The sequence below is a fragment of the Rugamonas sp. DEMB1 genome (assembly GCF_029834475.1).
Taxonomy (GTDB): Bacteria; Pseudomonadota; Gammaproteobacteria; order Burkholderiales; family Burkholderiaceae_D; genus Rugamonas; species Rugamonas rubra.
Window position 1 is genome coordinate 4,582,085 of the sequence record NZ_CP122407.1, and the last position, 21,123, is coordinate 4,603,207.

Sequence of the window (21,123 nt, forward strand, 5' to 3'; positions counted from 1 at the left end):
TGCGGGGTTGCGTCGCGGGGTGGCGGCCACCCCGTAATTCGCGCAGCAGTTTTTCTAGAATGCGTCGCCGGGTACGCGGACCCAACCTTCCATCAACACGCGGGCGCTACGGCTCATGATGGCCTTGGTCACGCTCCACTCGCCGCCCACCTGGCTTTGGCTGGCTTCGGCGCCGACCATCAAGGTGCCGGACGGGTGGCCGAAGCGCACCGCGTTGCGCGGACCGCCGCCGGCCGCCAGGTTCACCAGCGTGCCGGGAATGGCGGCGGCGGTGCCGATGGCGACGGCCGCCGTGCCCATCATGGCGTGGTGCAGCTTACCCATCGACATGGCGCGCACCAGCAGGTCGATGTCGCCCGCCTTGACCGCCTTGCCGCTCGACGAAACGTAGTCCGCCGGCTTGGCGACGAAGGCCACCTTGGGCGTGTGCTGGCGCTTGGCCGCCTCGTCCAGGTTGGCGATCAGGCCCATGCGCAGCGCGCCGTGGGCGCGGATGGTCTCGAACTTGGCCAGCGCGGCGGCGTCGAGGTTGATGGCGTCCTGCAGCTCGGTGCCGGTGTAGCCGATGGCTTCGGCGTTGACGAAAATGGTCGGGATGCCGGCGTTGATCATGGTGACCTTCAAGCTGCCGATGCCGGGCACCTCGAGCTCGTCGACCAGTTGGCCGGTCGGGAACATCGAGCCGCCCGCGCCCTCCTCTTCCGCCGCCGGGTCCATGAACTCCAACTTCACCTCGGCGGCCGGGAAGGTCACGCCGTCGAGTTCGAAGTCGCCGGTTTCCTGCACCGCGCCGTCGGTGATCGGCACGTGGGCGATGATGGTCTTGCCGATGTTGGCCTGCCAGACCCGCACCACGGCCACGCCGTTGTGCGGAATCCGCTCGGGGTCGACCAGGCCGGCGCTGATGGCGAAGGAGCCGACGGCGGCCGACAGGTTGCCGCAGTTGCCGCTCCAGTCGACGAAGGCCTTGTCGATAGCGACCTGGCCGAACAGGTAGTCGACGTCGTGGCCGGGTTGCGCGCTCTTCGCCAGGATCACCGTCTTGCTGGTGCTGGAGGTGGCGCCGCCCATGCCGTCGGTTTGCTTGCCGTAGGGGTCGGGGCTGCCGATCACCCGCAGCAGCAGCGCGTCGCGCGCGGCGCCGGGCACGCGCGCCACTTCCGGCAGGTTCGTGCAGCCGGAAGAACACGCCCTTGCTGGTGCCGCCGCGCATATAGGTGGCGGCGATTTTGATTTGCGGTGTGTGGCTCATCTTAGGCCGCCTTGGTCGATTCGAGGAAGTCCTGGGCGAAGCGTTGCAGCACGCCGCCCGCTTCGTAGATGGAAACTTCCTCGGCCGTGTCGAGACGGCAGGTGACCGGCACTTCGACGCGCTCGCCGTTTTTGCGGTGGATGACCAGGGTCAGCGTGGAACGCGGGGTGCGCCCGCCGACCACGTCGAAGGTCTCGGTGCCGTCGATGGCCAGCGTGTTGCGGTCCACGCCGGGTTTGAACTCCAGCGGCAGCACGCCCATGCCGACCAGGTTGGTGCGGTGGATGCGCTCGAAGCCTTCGGCGACGATGGCCTCGACACCGGCCAGGCGCACGCCCTTGGCCGCCCAGTCGCGCGACGAGCCCTGGCCGTAGTCGGCGCCGGCGATGACGATCAGCGACTGCTTGCGCTCCATGTAGGTCTCGATGGCTTCCCACATCCGCGTCACTTGGCCTTCCGGCTCGATGCGCGCCAGCGAACCGGCCTTGACCTTGCCGTCGACCTTGACCATCTCGTTTTTCAGCGTCGGGTTGGCGAAGGTGGCGCGTTGCGCCGTCAGGTGGTCGCCACGGTGGGTGGCGTAGGAGTTGAAGTCCTCCTCCGGCAGGCCCATCTTGGCCAGGTACTCGCCGGCGGCGCTGTCGAGCATGATGGCGTTCGACGGCGACAGGTGGTCGGTGGTGATGTTGTCGCCCAGGACCGCCAGCGGACGCATGCCCTTGAGCGGACGGGCGCCGGCCAGCGCGCCTTCCCAGTACGGCGGACGGCGGATGTAGGTGGTCTGCGGACGCCAGTCGTACAGCGGGCTGACGGAGATGCCGTCGTCGGCCTGCTTGGCGAACATCGGAATGTAGACCTTGCGGAATTGCTCGGGCTTGACGCTGGAGGCGACGATGGCGTCGATCTCCTCGTCGCTCGGCCAGATGTCGTGCAGGCGCACCGGGGTGCCGTCGGGGGCGTGGCCGAGGATGTCCTTCTCGATGTCGAAGCGGATCGTGCCGGCGATGGCGTAGGCCACCACCAGCGGCGGCGAGGCCAGGAAGGCCTGCTTGGCGTAGGGGTGGATGCGGCCGTCGAAGTTGCGGTTGCCGGACAGGACGGCGGTGGCGTACAGGTCGCGCTCCACCACTTCCTGCTGGATCACCGGATCGAGCGCGCCGGACATGCCGTTGCACGAGGTGCAGGCGAAGGCCACCACGCCAAAGCCCAGCTGCTCCAGCTCGGGCAGCAGCTTGGCTTCCTGCAGGTACAGCTCGACGGTTTTCGAGCCGGGCGCCAGCGAGCTTTTCACCCACGGCTTGCGCGTCAGGCCGAGGCGGTTGGCGTTGCGGGCGATCAGGCCGGCGGCGATCATGTTGCGCGGGTTGTTGGTGTTGGTGCAGCTGGTGATGGCGGCGATGATGACGGCGCCGTCCGGCATGCGGCCCGGCTCGTTCTCGACCACGCCGCTGATGCCGCGCGCGGCCAGCTCGGAGGTCGGCACGCGGTTGTGCGGATTCGACGGGCCGGCGATGTTGCGCACCACGGAGGACAGGTCGAAGCTGATGACGCGCTCGTATTCGGCGTGCTTGAGGGTGTCGGCCCACAAGCCGGTTTCCTTGGCGTACAGCTCGACCAGCTTGACCAGCTCGTCGTCGCGGCCGGTCAGCTTGAGGTACTTGATGGTCTGCTGGTCGATGTAGAACATGGCGGCGGTGGAGCCGAACTCCGGTGCCATGTTGGAGATGGTGGCGCGGTCGCCCAGGGTCAGGTGGGCGGCGCCCTCGCCGAAGAACTCCAGATAGGACGAGACGACTTTTTGCTTGCGCAGGAACTCGGTCAGCGCCAGCACGGTGTCGGTGGCGGTGATGCCGGGCTGCGGCTTGCCGGTCAGCTCGACGCCGATGATGTCGGGCAGGCGCATCCACGAGGCGCGGCCCAGCATCACGCTTTCCGCCTCCAGGCCGCCGACGCCGATGGCGATCACGCCGAGCGCGTCGACCATCGGGGTGTGCGAGTCGGTGCCGACCAGGGTGTCGGGGAAGGCGACGCCGTCCTGCACCTGCACCACCGGCGACATGCGCTCCAGGTTGATCTGGTGCAGGATGCCGTTGCCGGGCGGGATCACGTCGACGTTCTTGAACGCCTTCTTGGTCCAGTTGATGAAGTCGAAGCGGTCCTCGTTGCGGCGGTCCTCGATGGCGCGGTTCTTGTCGAAGGCGTCGGGGTCGAAGCCGCCGCATTCGACCGCCAGCGAGTGGTCGACCACCAGCTGGGTCGGCACCACCGGGTTGACCAGCGCCGGGTCGCCGCCCTGCAGGGCGATGGCGTCGCGCAGGCCGGCCAGGTCGACCAGCGCGGTCTGGCCGAGGATGTCGTGGCAGACCACGCGGGCCGGGAACCACGGGAAGTCGAGGTCGCGGCGGCGCTCGATGAACTGCGACAGCGAGGCGTTCAAGGTGGCGGGGTCGCAGCGGCGCACCAGGTTCTCGGCCAGCACGCGCGAGGTGTAGGGCAGCTTGTCGTAGGCGCCGGGCTCGATGGCGTCGACGGCGGCGCGCGTGTCGAAGTAGTCGAGCTTGGTGCCCGGCAGGTTTTTACGGTGTAGGGTGTTCATTATTGGCGGTCCTTGATCGGCACGAATTTCAGGTCGTCCGGGCCGACGTAGTTGGCGCTCGGGCGGATGATCTTGTTGTCGATGCGTTGTTCGATGATGTGGGCGGCCCAGCCGGAGGTGCGGGCGATGACGAACAGCGGCGTGAACATGGCGGTCGGCACACCCATCATGTGGTAGGACACGGCGGAGAACCAGTCCAGGTTGGGGAACATCTTCTTGATGTCCCACATGACCGTTTCCAGGCGCTCGGCGATGTCGAACATCTTGGTCGAACCGGCTTCCTTCGACAGCTGGTGCGCCACTTCCTTGATGACCACGTTGCGCGGGTCGGAGATGGTGTAGACCGGGTGGCCGAAGCCGATCACGACCTCCTTGTTGGCGACGCGGTTGCGGATGTCGGCTTCGGCTTCGTCGGCGTTCTCGTAGCGCTTTTGGATCTCGAAGGCGAACTCGTTGGCGCCGCCGTGTTTGGGACCGCGCAGCGCGCCGATGGCGCCGGTGATGGCCGAGTGGATGTCCGAACCTGTGCCGGCGATGACGCGGCTGGTGAAGGTGGAGGCGTTGAACTCGTGCTCGGCGTAGAGGATCAGCGAGATGTGCATCGCCTTGACCCAGGACTCGGACGGCTTGTGGCCGTGCAGCAGGTGCAGGAAGTGGCCGCCGATGGAGTCGTCGTCGGTCTCGACTTCGATGCGCTTGCCGTTGTGGCTGAAGTGGTACCAGTACAGCAGCATCGAACCGAAGGAGGCCATCAGGCGGTCGGCGATGTCGCGCGCGCCCGGCGAGTTGTGGTCGTCCTTTTCCGGCAGGGTGCAGCCGAGCACGGAGACGCCGGTGCGCATCACATCCATCGGGTGGGCCGAGGCGGGCAGGGATTCGAGCGAGGCCTTGACGGCGGCGGGCAGGCCGCGCAGCGATTTCAGCTTGCTCTTGTAGCCTTTGAGTTCGGCGGCGTTGGGCAGCTTGCCGTGCACCAGCAGGTAGGCGATCTCTTCGAACTCGCAGACCGGCGCCAGGTCGAGGATGTCGTAACCGCGGTAGTGCAGGTCGTTGCCGGTCTTGCCGACCGAGCACAGGGCCGTGTTACCGGCGGTGACGCCGGACAGGGCGACGGATTTTTTCGGCTTGAAACCAGCGACTTGTTCAACACTCATGTTAGCTCTCCAGAATTCGATAAATTGTTCGATGATTCGTTTTTTCCCGCGCCGAGTCCGGCGCGGATATTTTTTTGTTTTCGATGCTCGTAGCGCTGGCACCGAGCCAGCGTCACCCCAGGGTCAGACCCTAGGGTCTGACCCTACGAGGCAGCGCCCGCCAAGCAGCAAAGAAGCTTACTTCTTCTGCGCGGCGAACAGCGCGTCCAGCTTCTGCTCGAAGCTGTGGTAGTTGATGCGCTCGTACAGCTCCATGCGGGTCTGCATGGTGTCGACCACGTTCTGCTGGGTGCCGTCGCGGCGGATCGCGCCGTAGACGTTTTCGGCCGCCTTGTTCATGGCGCGGAAGGCCGACAGCGGATACAGCACCAGGCCGACGTCGGCGCCGCGCAGTTCGTCGACGGTGAACAGCGGGGTCGAGCCGAATTCGGTGATGTTGGCCAGCACCGGAACCTTGACCGCCTTGGCGAACTGCGAGTACATCGCCAGGTCGGTGATCGCTTCCGGGAAGATCATGTCGGCGCCGGCTTCGACGCAGGCGATGGCGCGTTCCAGCGCCGACTCCAGCCCTCGACGGCCAGCGCGTCGGTGCGCGCCATGATGACGAAGTTGTCGTCGGTGCGGGCGTCGACGGCGGCCTTGATGCGGTCGACCATCTCCTGCTTGCTGACGATCTCCTTGCCAGGACGGTGGCCGCAGCGCTTGGCGCCGACCTGATCTTCGATGTGGATGGCGGCGGCGCCGAACTTGATCATCGACTTGACGGTGCGCGCCACGTTGAAGGCGGACGAGCCGAAGCCGGTGTCGACGTCGACCAGCAGCGGCAGGTCGCACACGTCGGTGATGCGGCGCACGTCGGTGAGCACGTCGTCGAGGCTGGAGATGCCCAGGTCGGGCAGGCCGAGCGAACCGGCGGCGACGCCGCCACCGGACAGGTAGATCGCCTTGAAGCCGGCGCGTTTGGCCAGCAGCGCGTGGTTGGCGTTGATCGCGCCGACCACCTGCAGAGGGGATTCTTCTTGAACGGCCTTGCGGAAGGCGGCGCCTGCGGAGTATTGGCTCATGTTGGACCTTTCAGGTGTGCGAATAATGGCGGTGAAAATTCGATGGGTGCTGCGTTCGGTGGGTGCTGCGTTGTGCCGGCTTGTGGCCGGGCGTTGCGATCTACATTGCAAGGGACGTGCCACCTTCGACGGTTTTGCTGATAAAAATCAAAACCTCCGCAAAATCAGCCACTTGGCGCCGCTCGGCGTTTCAAATTGCTTGAGTGCTCAAGTATTTTTTCACTCCGGCGTGTTTCATTTTTGTTTCATTGTGAAACACTGCAACACGGATGGATTACAATTGAAACATGCGCCACGCCACCCCACTCCCCGTCGACAGCGTCGACAAGCCGGTCATCTGGACCGTTTCCGTCTCGCGCCTGTTCGACCTGTTCCGCGACATCACCCTCGAATACGACGACCTTGCCACCATCGAGCCGATCAACCTCGGCTTCGACGACGCCGCCCGCCACATCCGCGAGCGCATGGCCAGCGAGCGCTGCGACGCCGTCATCGCCGCCGGCTCGAACGGCGCGTATTTGAAGGGCCGGCTGTCGGTGCCGGTGATCATCGCCAAGGCCAGCGGCTTCGACGTGATGCAGGCGCTGGCGCGGGCGCGCCGCGTCTCCGAGCGCATCGGCGTGATCACCTACCAGCCCGATGCCGGAGCTGGCCGAATTCGCCGCCACCTTCGGCTTCCCCATCGCCCAGCGCACCTACGCCACCGAAGAGGACGCGCGGGCGCAGATCAACGACCTGAAGGCGGCCGGCGTCCAGGTGATCGTCGGCGCCGGCTTGATCACCGACCTGGCCGAGGAGGCCGGGCTGACCGGGGTGTTCGTCTACTCGGCCGCCTCGATCCGCCAGGCCTTCGACGACGCGCTGGAGATGGCCCGCCTGACGCAGCTGGAGGCCGGCCGCAGCCGCCGCGTGGTGGTGGCCGACACGCTGCGCGCCAAGCACGGCCTGAACGACCTGCGCGGCGACTCGGCGGCGATGGAGGCGCTGCGCCAGTCGGTGGTGTTGTACGCGAAGTCGCCGGCGACGGTGCTGATCCAGGGCGAGACGGGCTGCGGCAAGGAGCTGGTGGCGCAGGCGATCCACCGCGAGAGTCCGCGCATCCTCGGGCAGAACCGGCCCTTCGTGGCGGTCAACTGCGGCGCCATCGCCGAGTCGCTGCTGGAGTCCGAATTGTTCGGCCACGAGGAAGGCGCGTTCACCGGCGCGCGGCGCGGCGGCCACGCCGGCCTGTTCGAGGCGGCCAACCGGGGCACGCTGTTCCTCGACGAGATCGGCGAGATGCCGCTGACTTTGCAAACGCGGCTGCTGCGCGTGCTCGAGGAGCGCGAGGTGGTGCGGGTCGGCGGCACGCGGCCGATCGCCGTCAACGTGCGCATCATCAGCGCCACCCACTGCGACCTGGAGCAGCGCGTGCGCGAGGGCCGCTTCCGCGCCGACCTGTTCTACCGGCTGGCCGTGCTGCGCCTGGCGCTGCCGCCGCTGCGCGCGCGCCAGGACGACGTGGTGGTGCTGGCCGAATGGTCGCTGAAGAACGCGCTGGCGGCGCTGGGCGCGCGGCCGCATCCGAACCTGCACGCCGAGGTGCTGGCCTGCGCGCCGCTGCTGCAGCGCTACGACTGGCCGGGCAATGTGCGCGAGCTGCGCAACCTGACCGAGCGGCTGGCCCTGTACCTGGCGGCCGAACCGCTGCAGGCGCTGACGCCGGCCTTCGTCGCCGGCGTGGCGCCGGAGCTGCTGGGCGGCGGCGCGGCCTTCACACCGTCCAGCGCGCCGCTCGCGTCTGGGTTGGCGGGCGCCGCCACACCCGCCCTGCCCTTCGCCACGCCGAATGCGGCGGGCGCAGCGGCGGCGGTGTCGGCGCCGGCCGCCGCGCCGGAGAGCGCGACGCAGGTGCTGGCCCGCTTCGGCGGCCGGCGCGACGCCGCCGCCGAGCACCTCGGCATCAGCCGCACCACGCTGTGGCGCAAACTGCGCGCCGAGCGGCAGCCGGACTAGCCACGGGCGCAGCGGCGGTCGAAGCGGGCGCGCCGGGCCGCCCGCAGCCAGTCCAGGCGCACCGCCCATCCTCGTTTTCCACCGCTGGTCCGGCGCCGCTGGCGGGCGCCGCCGCGCGTCGATAGCATGCGTCATCCCAAGCAAGGAGACACCGCATGCACTGCTCACCGATCCGCACACTGCTCGCCACCATCGCCGGCCTGCTGCTGACCCATTCCCCAGCGCAGGCCGCGACCCAGCCGACCGCCCACCCCGCCTTCCAGGTCGAGGTCAGCGGCAAGGGCCAGCCGGTCATCCTGATCCCCGGCCTGGCCTCGGCCGGCCAGGTGTGGGACGGCACCGTCCAGCATTACTGCACACAACAGCAGCGCCAATGCCACGTGCTGACCTTGGCCGGCTTCGCCGGCGTGCCGGCGATCGACACACCGCTGCTGTCCAGCGTCGAGCAGCAGCTGAGCGACTACATCCGCGAGCACGGCCTGGCCCAGCCACTGGTCATCGGCCACAGTCTGGGCGGCGTCGTCGGCCTCAAGCTGGCCAGCGACCATCCCGAGCAGGTCGGCCGGCTGGTGGTGGTCGATTCGTTGCCGGCACTGGGCGCGACCCAGGTGCCGAGCATGAGCGGCGAGCAGCTGCGCCAGATGGCCGCCGGCATGCGCGAGAACATGCTGCGGCAGGAGCCGGCCGCCTTCCGCGCCAGCCAGATGCAGTCGCTGCGCGCCATGGCCAGCCAGCCGGCCGACGTCGAGCGCATCGCCGGTTGGGGCCAACGTTCCGACCGCGCCACCGTCATCGAGGCGATGGCGCAGATGCTGGCCGACGACCTGCGCCAGGACATCGGCCGCATCAAGGCGCCGACGCTGGTGCTGGGCACCTGGATCGCCTACAAGGACTACGCGCCGAAGGCGGCGCTGGAGGCCACCTTCCGACAGCAGTACCAACAGCTGGCCGGCGTGCGGATCGAGTTGAGCGACAGCGCCCGCCACTTCATCATGTACGACGATCCGGCCTGGATGTATGATCGCATCGACCAATTCATCAAATGACAACATGACGCAAAACCCACGCCCCCTGCTCGCCCGCCTCAACTGGTACTGGATCTTCCAGCTGGCCGGCTGGGTTGCGGTGGCGGTGTTCAACCTGGCCTTGTACAGCATGGTGGTCGAACGCCACGGCGTGGTGGCGGTGTGCTGGTGGTGCTCGTTGAGCGGACTGCTGCTGAGCCATCTGTGGCACGGCCAGATCAAGCGGCGCGGCTGGGCCTCGCCCACACCGCGCTGGCGCCGCTTGCTGGCCGGCCTGCTGGTGCTGGGCCTGGCGCAGGCGCTCAGCGTGGCGGCGGCGATCGCCCTGCTGCAAAAGCAGCCCATCACCGGCCTGGCCTGGCTGCCGATCTCGATGATGTTCTGGGGCGGCATACTCGGCGCCTGGACGGTGTGCTACCTGTCGGCGCTGGCGCTGCGCCGCGCCAACCGCTTCGAGGCCGAGGCGCTGCGGCTGGAGGTGCAGGCCAAGGACACCGAGCTGCGCGCGCTGCAGGCGCAGGTCAATCCGCACTTCTTCTTCAACAGCATGAACAGCGTGCGCGCGCTGATCTACCAGGACCAACAGGCCGCCGCGCAGATGATCGACCAGCTGGCCAGCATGATGCGCTACGCGCTGCAGTCCGGCCAGGCCGACACGGTGCCGCTGGCCGACGAGCTGGAGGCGGTGCAGGCCTATCTGGCGATCGAGAAGATCCGCTTCGAGGAGCGCATGCGCGTCTCGCTCGAGGTCGAGGCCGGCCTGGAGCGGGTGCGCATTCCGCCGATGGCCCTGCAGACGCTGGCGGAGAACGCCGTCAAGTACGGCGTCGAGAGCAATCCGGACGGCAGCGAGATCCGCATCCGCGTCGGCCGCCGCGACGGCATGGTCGACATCGAGATCGGCAACGCCGGCGCCATTCTGCCCTTCGCCAATTCGACCAAAGTGGGCCTGGTCAACACGCGCAAGCGGCTGGCGCTGGCCTTGGGCGGCGCCGCCCGGCTCGACCTGAGCGAGCACGCCGGCTGGGTGCGCGCCACGCTGACCTTGCCGGAGGCGGCGTGATCCGCGCGCTGCTGGTGGACGACGAACGGCTGGCACGGGCCGAGCTGCGCCGCCTGCTGGTGGCCCATCCCGAGGTGGAGATCGTCGGCGAGGCGGTCAACGCGGCCGACGCGCTGGCGCAGATCGCCGCGCTGCGGCCCGAGTTGATCTTCCTCGACGTGCAGATGCCCGGCGGCAGCGGCTTCGACCTGTTGGCCGCGCTCGACACGGCGCCGCAGGTGATCTTCACCACCGCCTTCGACCAGTACGCCATCCGCGCCTTCGAGGTCAGCGCGCTCGACTACCTGCCCAAGCCGATCCAGGCGGCCCGCCTGGCCGCCGCCTTGCAGCGCGCCGGCGCCGGCCCGGGCCCGGCGCAGACGGCGGCGCCGGCTTGGGGCAAGCTGTTCATCAAGGATGGCGAACGCTGCTGGTTCGTCGGGCTCGAACAGATCCGCCTGTTCGAATCGGAGGGCAACTACACGCGGGTCTACTTCGACGGCGAGCGGCCGCTGATGCTACGCTCGCTCAGCCAGTTGGAGGAGAAACTCGAGCCGGCGCGCTTCTTCCGCGCCAGCCGGCGCCACATTGTCAACCTCGACTTCGTGCGCCAGGTGCGGCCGGGCGAGGCCGGCGGCCTGGCCCTGCTGCTGCAAGACGCGCTGACGGTGGAGGTGTCGCGCCGCCGCGCCGCCCAGTTCAAGAGCCTGGCCGGCATCTAGCGTCCCGGGTTGCCGGCGCGTTGATTCGTCAGCACGCCGGCAACCCGGCGCGCGCGGCCGGCGCCGCTCAGGCCGGCGCCGCCTCGAGGATGGCCTGCAGGCGGGCGCGCAGCTCGGCGCGCTTCTCCTCCGAGGCGACGTTGGCGAAGCAGGCCTCGGCGGCCTGCCTGGCCTCTTCCACGCGGCCCAGCGCGGCCAGCGCCTCGGCCTGCACCATGCGCACCAGCCAGTGGTCCGGCGCGTGCTGCAGGGCCGTTTCCAGCGCCTGCAGGGCCAGTTGCGGCTCGCCGCAGCGCACCATGTGGTCGGCCAGGAAGTAGCGGGCGATCAGCACGCCCTGGCTGTTCTGCGCCGCGCCCTGGGCCAGCTCGGCGGCCAGCGCCAACTCCAGCTGAGTGCGCGCCTCGGCCTGGCGGTCCAGCGCGCCGAGCACGCAGGCGTAGGCGCCGTGGTAGTCGGCCAGGCGCCAGTAGCCGGGGTCGGCCAGCGCCAGCGCGTGCTGGTACTTCTGCGCCGCCGCCTCGTATTGTCCCGCCTCGAATAGCTGCAGGCCTCTTTGCTCCAGCCGGTTTGCGCTTGCTTGATCACTCATGGGTACGAATAAAAAAGGGTCGGCGCGGCTGGCCCGACGGGGTTGAACAAAGCACCTACACGGATTGTTGCGGCGCAGGCCGAACCCCGCAAACCAGGGGTCGGGGTACAAAAGCACAGAAAAAAACCCGCCACATTTGCATGTCGCGGGCTTTTGGCCAGCCGCCGCAGCGGCCGGGCGAACAACTTATTCCACTTCCACCGTCTCCGGCGGCAGGGTCGGCGCCGGGTCGGACTCGGGGAACTCCAGCTTGACCTGGTCCTTCTCGTCGAGGTCGACGGTGACCCGGCCGCCCGTCACCAGGCGGCCGAACAGCAACTCGTCGGCCAGCGCCTTGCGGATCATGTCCTGGATCAGGCGCGCCATCGGCCGCGCCCCCATCAGCGGGTCGAAACCCTTCTTCGAGAGGAACTTGCGCAGCTTCTCGGTGAAGATCGCCTCGACTTTTTTCTCGTGCAGCTGCTCTTCCAGCTGCATCAGGAACTTGTCGACGACGCGCAGGATCACGTCCTCGTTGAGGGCGCGGAAGCTGATGGTGGCGTCCAGGCGGTTGCGGAACTCCGGCGTGAACATGCGCTTGATGTCGGCCATCTCGTCGCCCGCCTCTTTCGAGTTGGTGAAGCCGATCGAGGTCTTCTGCAGGCTCTCGGCGCCCGCGTTGGTGGTCATGATGATGATCACGTTGCGGAAGTCGGCCTTGCGTCCGTTGTTGTCGGTCAGCGTGCCGTGGTCCATCACCTGCAGCAGGATGTTGAAGATGTCCGGATGGGCCTTCTCGATCTCGTCGAGCAGCAGCACGGCGTGCGGCTTCTTGGTGATCGCCTCGGTCAGCAGACCGCCCTGGTCGAAGCCGACATAGCCCGGCGGCGCGCCGATCAGGCGGCTGACGGCGTGGCGCTCCATGTACTCGGACATGTCGAAGCGGATCAGCTCGATGCCCATGATGAAGGCGAGCTGCTTGGCCACCTCGGTCTTGCCGACGCCGGTCGGACCGGAGAACAGGAAGGAGCCGATCGGCTTGTCGGTCTTGCCCAGGCCGGCGCGCGCCATCTTGATGGCCGAGGCCAGCGCGTCGATCGCCGGGTTCTGGCCGAACACCACGTTGCGCAGGTCGCGGTCGATGGTCTGCAGCTTGCTGCGGTCGTCCTGGTTGACGGTCTGCGGCGGGATGCGGGCGATCTTGGCGATGATGTCCTCGATCTCGGCCTTGCCGATGGTTTTCTTCTGCTTCGATTTCGGCAGGATGCGCTGCGCCGCGCCGGCCTCGTCGATGACGTCGATCGCCTTGTCGGGCAGGTGGCGGTCGTTGATGAAGCGGGCCGCCAGCTCGGCCGCCGTGGACAGCGCCGAGGCGGAGTACTTGACGCCGTGGTGCTCCTCGAAGCGCGACTTGAGGCCGCGCAGGATCTGCACGGTCTGCTCGACGGTCGGCTCGTTGACGTCGACCTTCTGGAAGCGCCGGCTCAGCGCGTGGTCCTTCTCGAACACGCCACGGAACTCGGTGTAGGTGGTGGCGCCGATGCACTTCAACTGGCCGTTGGCCAGCGCCGGTTTCAGCAGGTTCGACGCGTCGAGCGTGCCGCCCGAGGCCGAGCCGGCGCCGATGATGGTGTGGATCTCGTCGATGAACAGGATGCCGTTCGGGTTGTCCTTCAACTGCTTGAGGACGGCCTTCAGGCGCTGCTCGAAGTCGCCGCGGTACTTGGTGCCGGCCAGCAGCGCGCCCATGTCGAGCGAGTAGACGACGGCGTTCTGCAGGATCTCCGGCACGTCGTTCTGCGTGATGCGCAGGGCCAGGCCCTCGGCGATGGCGGTCTTGCCGACACCGGCCTCGCCGACCAGCAGCGGATTGTTCTTGCGGCGGCGGCAGAGGATTTGGATGACGCGGTCGACCTCGTCCTCGCGGCCGATCAGCGGATCGATCTTGCCGTCGGCGGCGGCCTTGTTCAGGTTCTGCGTGAACTGGTCGAGCGGGCTTTCCTTGGTCTGCCCCTCGCCGCCCGGCGCGCCCTCTTCGACGCCCTCGGAGGCCTTGGCGCTGTCGGCCGACTGGTCCTTGCGCACGCCGTGCGAGATGAAGTTGACCACGTCGAGGCGGGTCACGCCCTGCTGGTGCAGGTAGTAGACCGCGTGCGAGTCCTTCTCGCCGAAGATGGCCACCAGCACGTTGGCGCCGGTGACTTCCTTCTTGCCGTTCGAGGCCGACTGGACGTGCATGATGGCGCGCTGGATGACGCGCTGGAAACCGAGCGTGGGCTGGGTGTCGACCTCGCCCGTGCCGGGCACCGTCGGCGTGTTGTCGCCGATGAAGTTGGTCAGGGTCTTGCGCAGATCCTCGATATTGACGGCGCAGGCACGCAGCACCTCGGCCGCCGACGGATTGTCGAGCAGCGCCAGCAGCAAGTGCTCCACCGTGATGAATTCGTGCCGTGCCTGTCGGGCTTCGACAAACGCCATGTGCAAACTTACTTCTAATTCCTGCGCAATCATACTTCCTCCATCACGCACTGCAGGGGATGCCCCGCCTTGCGCGCATGCGTTAAAACGAACTCCACTTTGGTACAGGCTATGTCTTTGGAAAAGACGCCGCACACCCCTTTGCCGTAGCGATGCACGCTGAGCATGATTTGCGTCGCCGTTTCGCGGTCCTTGTTGAAATACTCCTGGATGATGGCGACGACGAATTCCATCGGCGTGTAGTCATCGTTGAGCAGCGCCACCTGGTAGAGGGGTGGCGGCTTCAGCGTTTGCCGCTCCAGCAGTGTTTCGGTGTCATGCTTGGTTGCCATACGCTTATATTCTAATGCTTTCGTGGTTGATGCAATGCGCATTTCACTGCGCGATTCAATTGTTTTCCATCTTACGCGCTTTCTGGACTGTGCGCAGATGGCGCCCCTATCGATAAATTCAAGAGTTGCTTTCCTGCCAATTGTCGGAAAAATAGCAAAATGCTTACAAAAGCGCTTGACTTTAAAAATTGTTCCGCCAACAATGCGTTATCGGACTAGCGAATTTGTGCTAGCGCTGATGAGAAGTGAGGCGTGAGGAGGGGGCAAGAAGCTTCTTGCTTTTATGGCTCGTGTGATTCGTTTTTATTTGAAGGTTCTTTTTATGGCAACAGGTACAGTTAAGTGGTTCAATGATTCCAAAGGTTTTGGCTTCATCACTCCAGATGACGGCGGCGAAGACTTGTTCGCGCACTTCTCCGCAATCAACATGAACGGTTTCAAGACCCTCAAAGAAGGTCAAAAAGTCCAGTTCGAAGTCACGCAAGGCCCATAAAGGCAAGCAAGCTTCCAACATCCAAGCTGCTTAAGTCGTTCAGCACCGGAAGTGAAAACCCCGCCCCGCGGGGTTTTTTTCGTCCCGCTGTTGCGCCCGGGTGTTGCGTAGGATGAACGCCGGGGCGCGCCACAGCATGCCGCCGGCATCCCCGCGGCGCGTTCCGGCGGTGGCCGGACGGCGACGCGGGCCGAATTTTTCGCGCCGCGCCGGCGCGCCACCGTGGTATTTTTTAGACAGACTATCGCCCGCCCAACATGCCGTGCGCGTCGGCCCATTCCACCAAGGCATCATTGATCCGAGCCTGCCATCCGGGGCCGGCGGCTTTGAACGCGGCAAGCACGCGCGGGTCAAGCAACACGCTGGTGGCCACCTTGGCTGCGACCACTACGGGCCGCCCTTGGCCGCGCCTGGGGATCAGACGATCCATTTCCTCGTCGGTCAACGGCAGCGCGTCCGGGTCGCCCAGCGCGGCCGCCGTGATCGCGACGTCCTCCGACGGACTCGGCATAACGATCCTACGTTGTTTCGCTGACATATCTCCTCACCTCCCTGAGATTGGCCCTTCTCAGACTGATAATGCGCCTGACGCCGCCGCGTAGTACAAAAGCGACGCAATAGACCCGCTCGCCAATGAGGCCGTAGGCGCCATACCGGTCCTCCCGGTAATCGACGCGCGTATCGTGCCAGATCAGCGCCGACGACCAATCCAGCCGCCCGGCCTCGGCCAGCGAGATGCCGTGCTTCTCCCGATTGACCCCATCCTTGCCCGGATCAAAGTCGATCGGCATCGATTGATTGTACATACAGGGATGGCTGCCGCCTCATTTATCGTTTGTACGGTAAATCGTAAGCCATTACCCTGCGGCGGACATCCCCATGGCGCAAACGATGGCGCCCGCCAAGTAAAAAACCCCGCCCTCGGGCGAGGACGGGGTTTTGCGTTGAGCCGGGCTCGACGTTGATTACATGTGTTCGATCATCACGTCGCCGAAGCCGGAGCACGACACTTGGGTCGCGCCTTCCATCAGGCGGGCGAAGTCGTAGGTGACGCGCTTGGAAGCGATCGACTTCTGCATCGACGAGATCAGCAGGTCGGCCGCTTCCAGCCAGCCCATGTGGCGCAGCATCATTTCGGCGGACAGGATCAGCGAACCCGGGTTCACATAGTCCTTGCCGGCGTACTTAGGCGCGGTGCCGTGGGTCGCTTCGAACATGGCGACGGAGTCCGACAGGTTGGCGCCCGGCGCGATGCCGATGCCGCCCACTTGTGCCGCCAGCGCGTCGGAGATGTAGTCGCCGTTCAGGTTCAGGGTGGCGATGACGCTGTACTCGGCAGGACGCAGCAGGATCTGTTGCAGGAACGCGTCGGCGATCGAATCCTTGACGATGATGTCTTTGCCCGTCTTCGGGTTCTTGAACTTGCACCATGGGCCGCCGTCGATCAGCTCGGCACCGAATTCTTTCTGCGCCAGCTCGTAGGCCCAGTCGCGGAAGCCACCTTCGGTGTACTTCATGATGTTGCCCTTGTGGACGATGGTGACCGACGGCTTGTCGTTGTCGATGGCGTACTGGATCGCCTTGCGCACCAGACGCTGGGTGCCTTCGATCGACACGGGCTTGATGCCCAGGCCCGAGGTTTCCGGGAAGCGGATCTTGGTGACGCCCATTTCCTTGATCAGGAAGTCCATCAGTTTCTTGACGCCTTCGGTGCCTTGCTGGTACTCGATACCGGCGTAGATGTCCTCCGAGTTCTCGCGGAAGATGACCATGTCGGTCTTCTCCGGCTCTTTCACTGGCGAAGGCACGCCGGTGAAGTAGCGCACTGGACGCAGGCAGACGTACAGGTCGAGCTGCTGGCGCAGGGCGACGTTGAGCGAACGGATGCCGCCGCCGACCGGGGTGGTCAGCGGGCCCTTGATCGAGACCACGTAGTCCTTCAGCACTTGCAGGGTTTCTTCCGGCAGCCAGACGTCGGGACCGTACACGGTGGTCGACTTTTCGCCGGCGAAAATTTCCATCCAGCTGATTTTACGCTTGCCGGCGTAGGCTTTGGCCACGGCCGCGTCGACCACTTTGATCATCACCGGGCTGATGTCGACACCGGTGCCGTCACCCTCGATGTAGGGAACGATAGGGTTATCTGGTACATTCAGGGAAAAATCGGCATTGACGGTGATTTTTTGGCCGTCAGCAGGTACTTTGATATGTTGATACATCGTGTTCTCCGAAGTGGGACGCTCAGCAAGCAGCAAGGGTATGCGCCGCCGGGCTAGATCTGCAATCTGAATTGGTTGCCAATTTGGTACGGGTCGTCTTTACTCTTCTATAAGACATAAGACAGGCGTTTCACATTATGCACGAGTATTTTACTAGGCGCTACGGTTTTACGACACTGGCACGACACTGGCACATAAGCCTACACCACATTTGACCCTATATAAGCATGTCTCTGATTCTATTTAACAAGCCCTTCCAGGTGCTCTGCCAATTCTCCCGCCAGGACGGGCGCGCCACCCTGGCCGACTACGTCAGCATTCCCAACGTCTACCCGGCCGGCCGGCTCGACGCCGACAGCGAGGGCCTGCTGCTGCTGACCGACGACGGCAAGCTGCAGCACAACATCGCCCACCCCGACCACAAGCAAGCCAAGACCTATCTGGTGCAGGTCGACGGCGTGGCCGACGCGGCCAGCCTGGCGCGGCTGCAGGCGCCGCTCGACCTGGGCGACTTCACCACCAAGCCGTGCAAGGCGGTGCGCATCGCCGAGCCGGCCTGGCTATGGCCGCGCAACCCGCCTATCCGCAGCCGCGCCGAGCAAGCCACCAGCTGGCTGGCCATCACCCTGCAGGAGGGCAAGAACCGCCAAGTGCGGCGCATGACGGCGGCGGTCGGCCTGCCCACCCTGCGGCTGGTGCGCAGCGCCATCGGCGCCATTTCGCTGGCCAGCCACCCGCTGCTGCCGGGCGAATGGACCAGGGTGACGGCGGCCGAGCTGGGCAAGTAAGGCCGCGCAACAAACAAAACTTCCTTCGCTTTGCTGCGCTGTTCGCGGTCCGATGCCACTGCTAGAAGTCGATGCGACCGGTGAAAATATGATGCAGCGCAACAAAAAATACTTTCGATTATTTGAGTTTTCTTGAAAAAACATGTCAACGGACAATTTCCGGCCCGCGTTAATGAGCCAGATTCATCTGAATCGCTGTTTTCTTAAACTGCCAAAGGAATTCAACATGTCCAAAATCATCGCTGCTCTGGTCGCATCCCTGTTCGCCGCTTCCGCTTTCGCCGCTGCCCCAGCGGCATCCGCATCCGCTTCGGCCATGGCATCTGCCCCGGCCGCGTCGGCATCGGCTGAGGCATCGGCCCCTAAAGCCAAGAAAGCCAAAAAAGCCAAGAAGGCAGCTTCGGCATCGGCATCGGCAGAAGCTTCGGCTCCAGCCGCCAAGTAATCGTCTTTCCGGCAGCACAAGAAGGCAGGCGCGTCCTGCCTTTTTTTACGTCCGCCATTTCGCCGCCGCGCCGCCGCGCCGCGCGCACGCTTGACGCTGCGCGGCCGGCATGGCTTAATCGGCGCTTTCCGCCCTCCCCCACCCGAGCACCATGAAAACACTCCTCGCCACCCTCGGCGCCGCCGCCCTGCTGGCGGGCGCCGGCCCCGCCGCCGCCCAGACCCGCTTCGCCAGCGTCGAGCTGAGCGCCGGCATGCATTTGATCAAGGCCGAGGTGGCCGCCAGCGAGGCGCAGCGCGAACAAGGCCTGATGTTCCGCGACAAGATGGCGCCGAACGCCGGCATGCTGTTCGTCTTCGACGCGCCGGCCACCCAGTGCATGTGGATGAAGAACACCCTGCTGCCGCTGTCGGTGGCCTTCATCGACGCCGCCGGCAAGATCGTCAACATCGAGGACATGCAGGCGCAGACGCTGGACAACCATTGTTCGAGCAAGGCGGTGGCGGTGCGCTACGCGCTGGAGATGAACCTGGGCTGGTTCAAACAGAAACACATCAAGCCGGGCATGCTGATCGGCAACCTGCCGCCGGCGCGCTGAGCGGCCGTGGCCGGCCGCGCCTTACCCCGCAACCCGCTGCGCCGCGGGGTCTGACCCCGTATGGGGTCAGACCCCTGGTTTGCGGGTTTGCGGGCGCCCTGGAAATCGGCGGCGCATGCGAAAAAACCCGCGCTGACCAAAGTCAGGCGGGTTCTTGCTTAGCTACGGTTGCGGCCGGGGCCGCAAGCGGCGTAAATTAAGCGGCCAGTGCTTTCAAAGCAGCTGCCAGACGGCTCTTATGGCGAGCTGCCTTGTTTTTGTGGATGATCTTCTTGTCAGCAATGCTGTCGATTTTCGACACGGATGCTTGGAAGATTGCGGTTGCTGCCGCTTTGTCGCCGCCTTGGATCGCTTTACGAACAGCTTTGATAGCCGTGCGCAGGGTCGAACGCTGGGACGAGTTGTGAGCGTTTTGCTTGACTGCTTGACGAGCGCGTTTGCGCGCTTGTGCGGTATTTGCCATGGAATTTCCTAAAACGGGGTCAAAGTGCGTTTGCAAACATTATTGTTTGTCAAACAGGTGCGTTCAGTGCGTCTGCCGAACCATGTGTGCCAAACCAGTGCCTGCCAAACATTAGTGTCTGCGTAACAGAATTCTGTACAGCCTTCGATTATAGCGATGTTTTTAGCACTGGGCAAATCAAAAATCAGAAAAGTGCTGCTCCGGCCACCTCGGGTGAGTAAATTACGACAACTTTTCCCGCCGCGCGGCCGCTGCCGGCGCCACCCGCCCGCTATAATCTCGCCCCATGAACTTGCTCAAAACCCTAGCCGCCATCTCCAGCATGACCATGTTGTCCCGCGTCACCGGTCTGCTGCGCGAAACCCTGTTCGCCCGCGCCTTCGGCGCCGGCGCCTACACCGACGCCTTCATCGTCGCCTTCCGCATTCCCAACCTGTTGCGCCGCCTGTTCGCCGAGGGCGCCTTCTCGCAGGCCTTCGTGCCCATCCTGTCGGAATACAAGGTGCAGCACGGCCAGGAGGCCAGCAAGACGCTGGCCGACCACGTCGCCACCACCCTGGTCTGGGCCACGCTGCTGGTGAGCGCGCTGGGCATTGTCGGTGCGCCGCTGTTCGTCTACCTGATCGCCACCGGCTTGAGCAAGCAGCCGGACGCCTTCGACGCGGCGGTCTGGATGACCCGCCTGATGTTCCCCTATATTAGTTTCATGTCCTTCGTGGCCTTGTCGGGCGGCATCCTCAACACCTGGCGCCAGTTCAAGATCCCGGCCTTCACGCCGGTGCTGCTGAACCTGAGCTTCATCGCCGCCTCGCTGCTGCTGCAGTCGCACCTGGCGCAGCCGATCTATGCCATGGCCATCGCCGTGTTCGTCGGCGGCCTGCTACAGGTCGGCCTGCAGATTCCGGCGCTGATCAAGATCGGCATGCTGCCGCGCCTGTCGCTGAACCCCGTCGTCGGCCTGCGCGACCCCGGCGTGCGCCGCGTGCTGAAGAAGATGGGGCCGGCCGTGTTCGCCGTCTCGGCGGCGCAGATCAGCCTGATGATCAACACCAGCATCGCCTCGCGCCTGACCGAGGGCAGCATCTCCTGGCTGTCCTACGCCGACCGCCTGATGGAGTTCCCCACCGCCCTGCTGGGCGTGGCGTTGGGCACCATCCTGCTGCCCAGCCTGTCGAAGGCGAACGCCGACGGCGATCCGGAGGAATACTCCTCGCTGCTCGACTGGGGGCCTGCGCCTGACCTTCCTGCTGGCGCTGCCGGCGGCCGTCGGCCTGGCCACGCTGGCGGTGCCGCTGATCGCCACGCTGTTCCACTACGGTAAATTCAGCGCCGAGGCGGTGACCATGTCGGCGCAGCCCTTGGTCGCCTACAGCGCCGGCCTGATCGGCATCATCCTGGTCAAGACGCTGGCGCCGGCCTTCTATGCCAAGCAGGACATCCGCACGCCGGTGAAGATCGCGCTGGGCGTGCTGCTGGCGACCCAGTTGATGAACCTGTTGTTCGTGCCCTACATCGCGGTGGCCGGCCTGGCCCTGTCGATCGGCCTGGGCGCCTGCCTGAACGCCACCTTCCTGTACCGGGGCTTGCGCAAGCGCGGCGTGTACACCCCCAAACCGGGCTGGGCGCTGTTTACCGGCAAGCTGCTGCTGGCGTGCGGCGCGATGGGCGCCAGCGGCTGGTTCTGCGCCGCCCGCATCGACTGGCTGGGCATGCAGAGCCACGCGCTGCTGCGCGCCGGCGCGCTGCTGCTGGTGGTCTGCCTGTGCGGCCTGGTGTACTTCGGCGCCCTGTTCGCCATGGGCTTCCGCTTCCGCGACTTCCGCCGCGTGGCGCGCTGAACCGGTGGCCGGGGCCGGCGCCGCGATGGCGCCGGCGCCGGCAGGTCG

15 protein-coding genes and 5 pseudogenes are annotated in these 21,123 nt (G+C 65.7%); 9 read left to right on the forward strand and 11 right to left on the reverse strand.

The window, feature by feature from the left end:
- Positions 1-54: 54 nt before the first annotated feature.
- From prpF to prpB, 4 genes and pseudogenes are all read right to left on the reverse strand, one after another.
- A pseudogene (gene prpF / locus QC826_RS21100) lies at positions 55-1,252 on the reverse strand (2-methylaconitate cis-trans isomerase PrpF).
- A 1-nt stretch (position 1,253) separates the two neighbouring features.
- On the reverse strand, positions 1,254-3,848 hold the full coding sequence (gene acnD, locus QC826_RS21105; RefSeq protein ID WP_279762297.1) for a Fe/S-dependent 2-methylisocitrate dehydratase AcnD: 2,595 nt from the start codon (positions 3,846-3,848) through the stop codon (positions 1,254-1,256).
- The gene (gene prpC / locus QC826_RS21110) at positions 3,848-5,002 is read right to left on the reverse strand and encodes a 2-methylcitrate synthase (protein ID WP_099415670.1); all 1,155 of its coding nucleotides are present in this window, start codon (positions 5,000-5,002) and stop codon (positions 3,848-3,850) included. Before prpC ends, acnD begins: the two co-directional genes overlap by 1 nt.
- A gap of 177 nt (positions 5,003-5,179) precedes the next feature.
- Positions 5,180-6,066, reverse strand: a pseudogene (gene prpB, locus QC826_RS21115) (methylisocitrate lyase).
- Positions 6,067-6,353: 287 nt separating this feature from the next.
- Here prpB and prpR point away from each other — a divergent pair.
- The 4 genes and pseudogenes from prpR to QC826_RS21135 all read left to right on the forward strand — a co-directional run bounded on the left by prpR (position 6,354) and on the right by QC826_RS21135 (position 10,850).
- Positions 6,354-8,061: pseudogene (prpR, locus tag QC826_RS21120) on the forward strand (propionate catabolism operon regulatory protein PrpR).
- A gap of 155 nt (positions 8,062-8,216) precedes the next feature.
- Positions 8,217-9,107, forward strand: coding sequence for an alpha/beta fold hydrolase (locus QC826_RS21125; RefSeq protein WP_279762298.1), 891 nt, complete (start codon positions 8,217-8,219; stop codon positions 9,105-9,107).
- A gap of 4 nt (positions 9,108-9,111) precedes the next feature.
- A complete protein-coding gene (locus tag QC826_RS21130) occupies positions 9,112-10,149 on the forward strand; it encodes a sensor histidine kinase (protein WP_279762299.1) in 1,038 nt (345 codons plus the stop codon).
- Positions 10,146-10,850: a LytTR family DNA-binding domain-containing protein gene (locus tag QC826_RS21135; protein ID WP_279762300.1), complete on the forward strand. Its 705-nt coding sequence runs from the start codon at positions 10,146-10,148 to the stop codon at positions 10,848-10,850. The genes QC826_RS21130 and QC826_RS21135 overlap by 4 nt, the downstream gene beginning before the upstream one ends.
- 67 nt (positions 10,851-10,917) lie before the next feature.
- On the opposite strand, the gene QC826_RS21140 is transcribed toward QC826_RS21135, so the two are convergent.
- From QC826_RS21140 to clpS, 3 genes are all read right to left on the reverse strand, one after another.
- Positions 10,918-11,442, reverse strand: coding sequence for a tetratricopeptide repeat protein (locus QC826_RS21140; protein ID WP_279762301.1), 525 nt, complete (start codon positions 11,440-11,442; stop codon positions 10,918-10,920).
- Between the two features lie 186 nt (positions 11,443-11,628).
- On the reverse strand, positions 11,629-13,932 hold the full coding sequence (gene clpA, locus QC826_RS21145; RefSeq protein WP_279762302.1) for an ATP-dependent Clp protease ATP-binding subunit ClpA: 2,304 nt from the start codon (positions 13,930-13,932) through the stop codon (positions 11,629-11,631).
- Positions 13,929-14,231 (reverse strand): ATP-dependent Clp protease adapter ClpS, encoded by a 303-nt coding sequence (gene clpS, locus QC826_RS21150; RefSeq protein WP_008446470.1) that lies wholly within the window; start codon positions 14,229-14,231, stop codon positions 13,929-13,931. The genes clpA and clpS overlap by 4 nt, the downstream gene beginning before the upstream one ends.
- Before the next feature lie 322 nt (positions 14,232-14,553).
- On the opposite strand from clpS, the pseudogene QC826_RS21155 reads away from it, so the two are divergent.
- Positions 14,554-14,758 (forward strand): annotated as a pseudogene (locus tag QC826_RS21155) (cold-shock protein).
- Between the two features lie 207 nt (positions 14,759-14,965).
- Here the strand turns inward: QC826_RS21155 and QC826_RS21160 are convergent.
- The 3 genes from QC826_RS21160 to icd form a co-directional block, all read right to left on the reverse strand.
- Positions 14,966-15,235, reverse strand: a complete 270-nt coding sequence (locus QC826_RS21160; RefSeq protein WP_279762303.1) for a BrnA antitoxin family protein — start codon at positions 15,233-15,235, stop codon at positions 14,966-14,968.
- Positions 15,236-15,242: 7 nt separating this feature from the next.
- The gene (locus tag QC826_RS21165; RefSeq protein ID WP_313872777.1) at positions 15,243-15,530 is read right to left on the reverse strand and encodes a BrnT family toxin; all 288 of its coding nucleotides are present in this window, start codon (positions 15,528-15,530) and stop codon (positions 15,243-15,245) included.
- 159 nt (positions 15,531-15,689) lie between these two features.
- Positions 15,690-16,943 carry an NADP-dependent isocitrate dehydrogenase gene (gene icd, locus QC826_RS21170; protein WP_279762304.1) on the reverse strand — a complete coding sequence of 418 codons (1,254 nt, stop codon included), beginning with the start codon at positions 16,941-16,943 and terminating at the stop codon, positions 15,690-15,692.
- Positions 16,944-17,170: 227 nt separating this feature from the next.
- Here icd and QC826_RS21175 point away from each other — a divergent pair, with 227 nt between their 5' ends.
- From QC826_RS21175 to QC826_RS21185, 3 genes are all read left to right on the forward strand, one after another.
- Positions 17,171-17,731 carry a pseudouridine synthase gene (locus QC826_RS21175; protein WP_279762305.1) on the forward strand — a complete coding sequence of 187 codons (561 nt, stop codon included), beginning with the start codon at positions 17,171-17,173 and terminating at the stop codon, positions 17,729-17,731.
- 226 nt (positions 17,732-17,957) lie between these two features.
- Entirely contained in the window at positions 17,958-18,176 is a 219-nt protein-coding gene (locus QC826_RS21180; RefSeq protein WP_093386663.1) for a hypothetical protein, read from the forward strand.
- A 151-nt stretch (positions 18,177-18,327) separates the two neighbouring features.
- On the forward strand, positions 18,328-18,774 hold the full coding sequence (locus QC826_RS21185) for a DUF192 domain-containing protein (RefSeq protein WP_279762306.1): 447 nt from the start codon (positions 18,328-18,330) through the stop codon (positions 18,772-18,774).
- 196 nt (positions 18,775-18,970) lie between these two features.
- On the opposite strand, the gene rpsT is transcribed toward QC826_RS21185, so the two are convergent.
- Positions 18,971-19,237, reverse strand: a complete 267-nt coding sequence (gene rpsT, locus QC826_RS21190; protein WP_093386488.1) for a 30S ribosomal protein S20 — start codon at positions 19,235-19,237, stop codon at positions 18,971-18,973.
- 286 nt (positions 19,238-19,523) lie between these two features.
- Between rpsT and murJ the strand changes: the two are divergent.
- A pseudogene (murJ, locus tag QC826_RS21195) lies at positions 19,524-21,075 on the forward strand (murein biosynthesis integral membrane protein MurJ).
- Positions 21,076-21,123 lie beyond the last annotated feature (48 nt).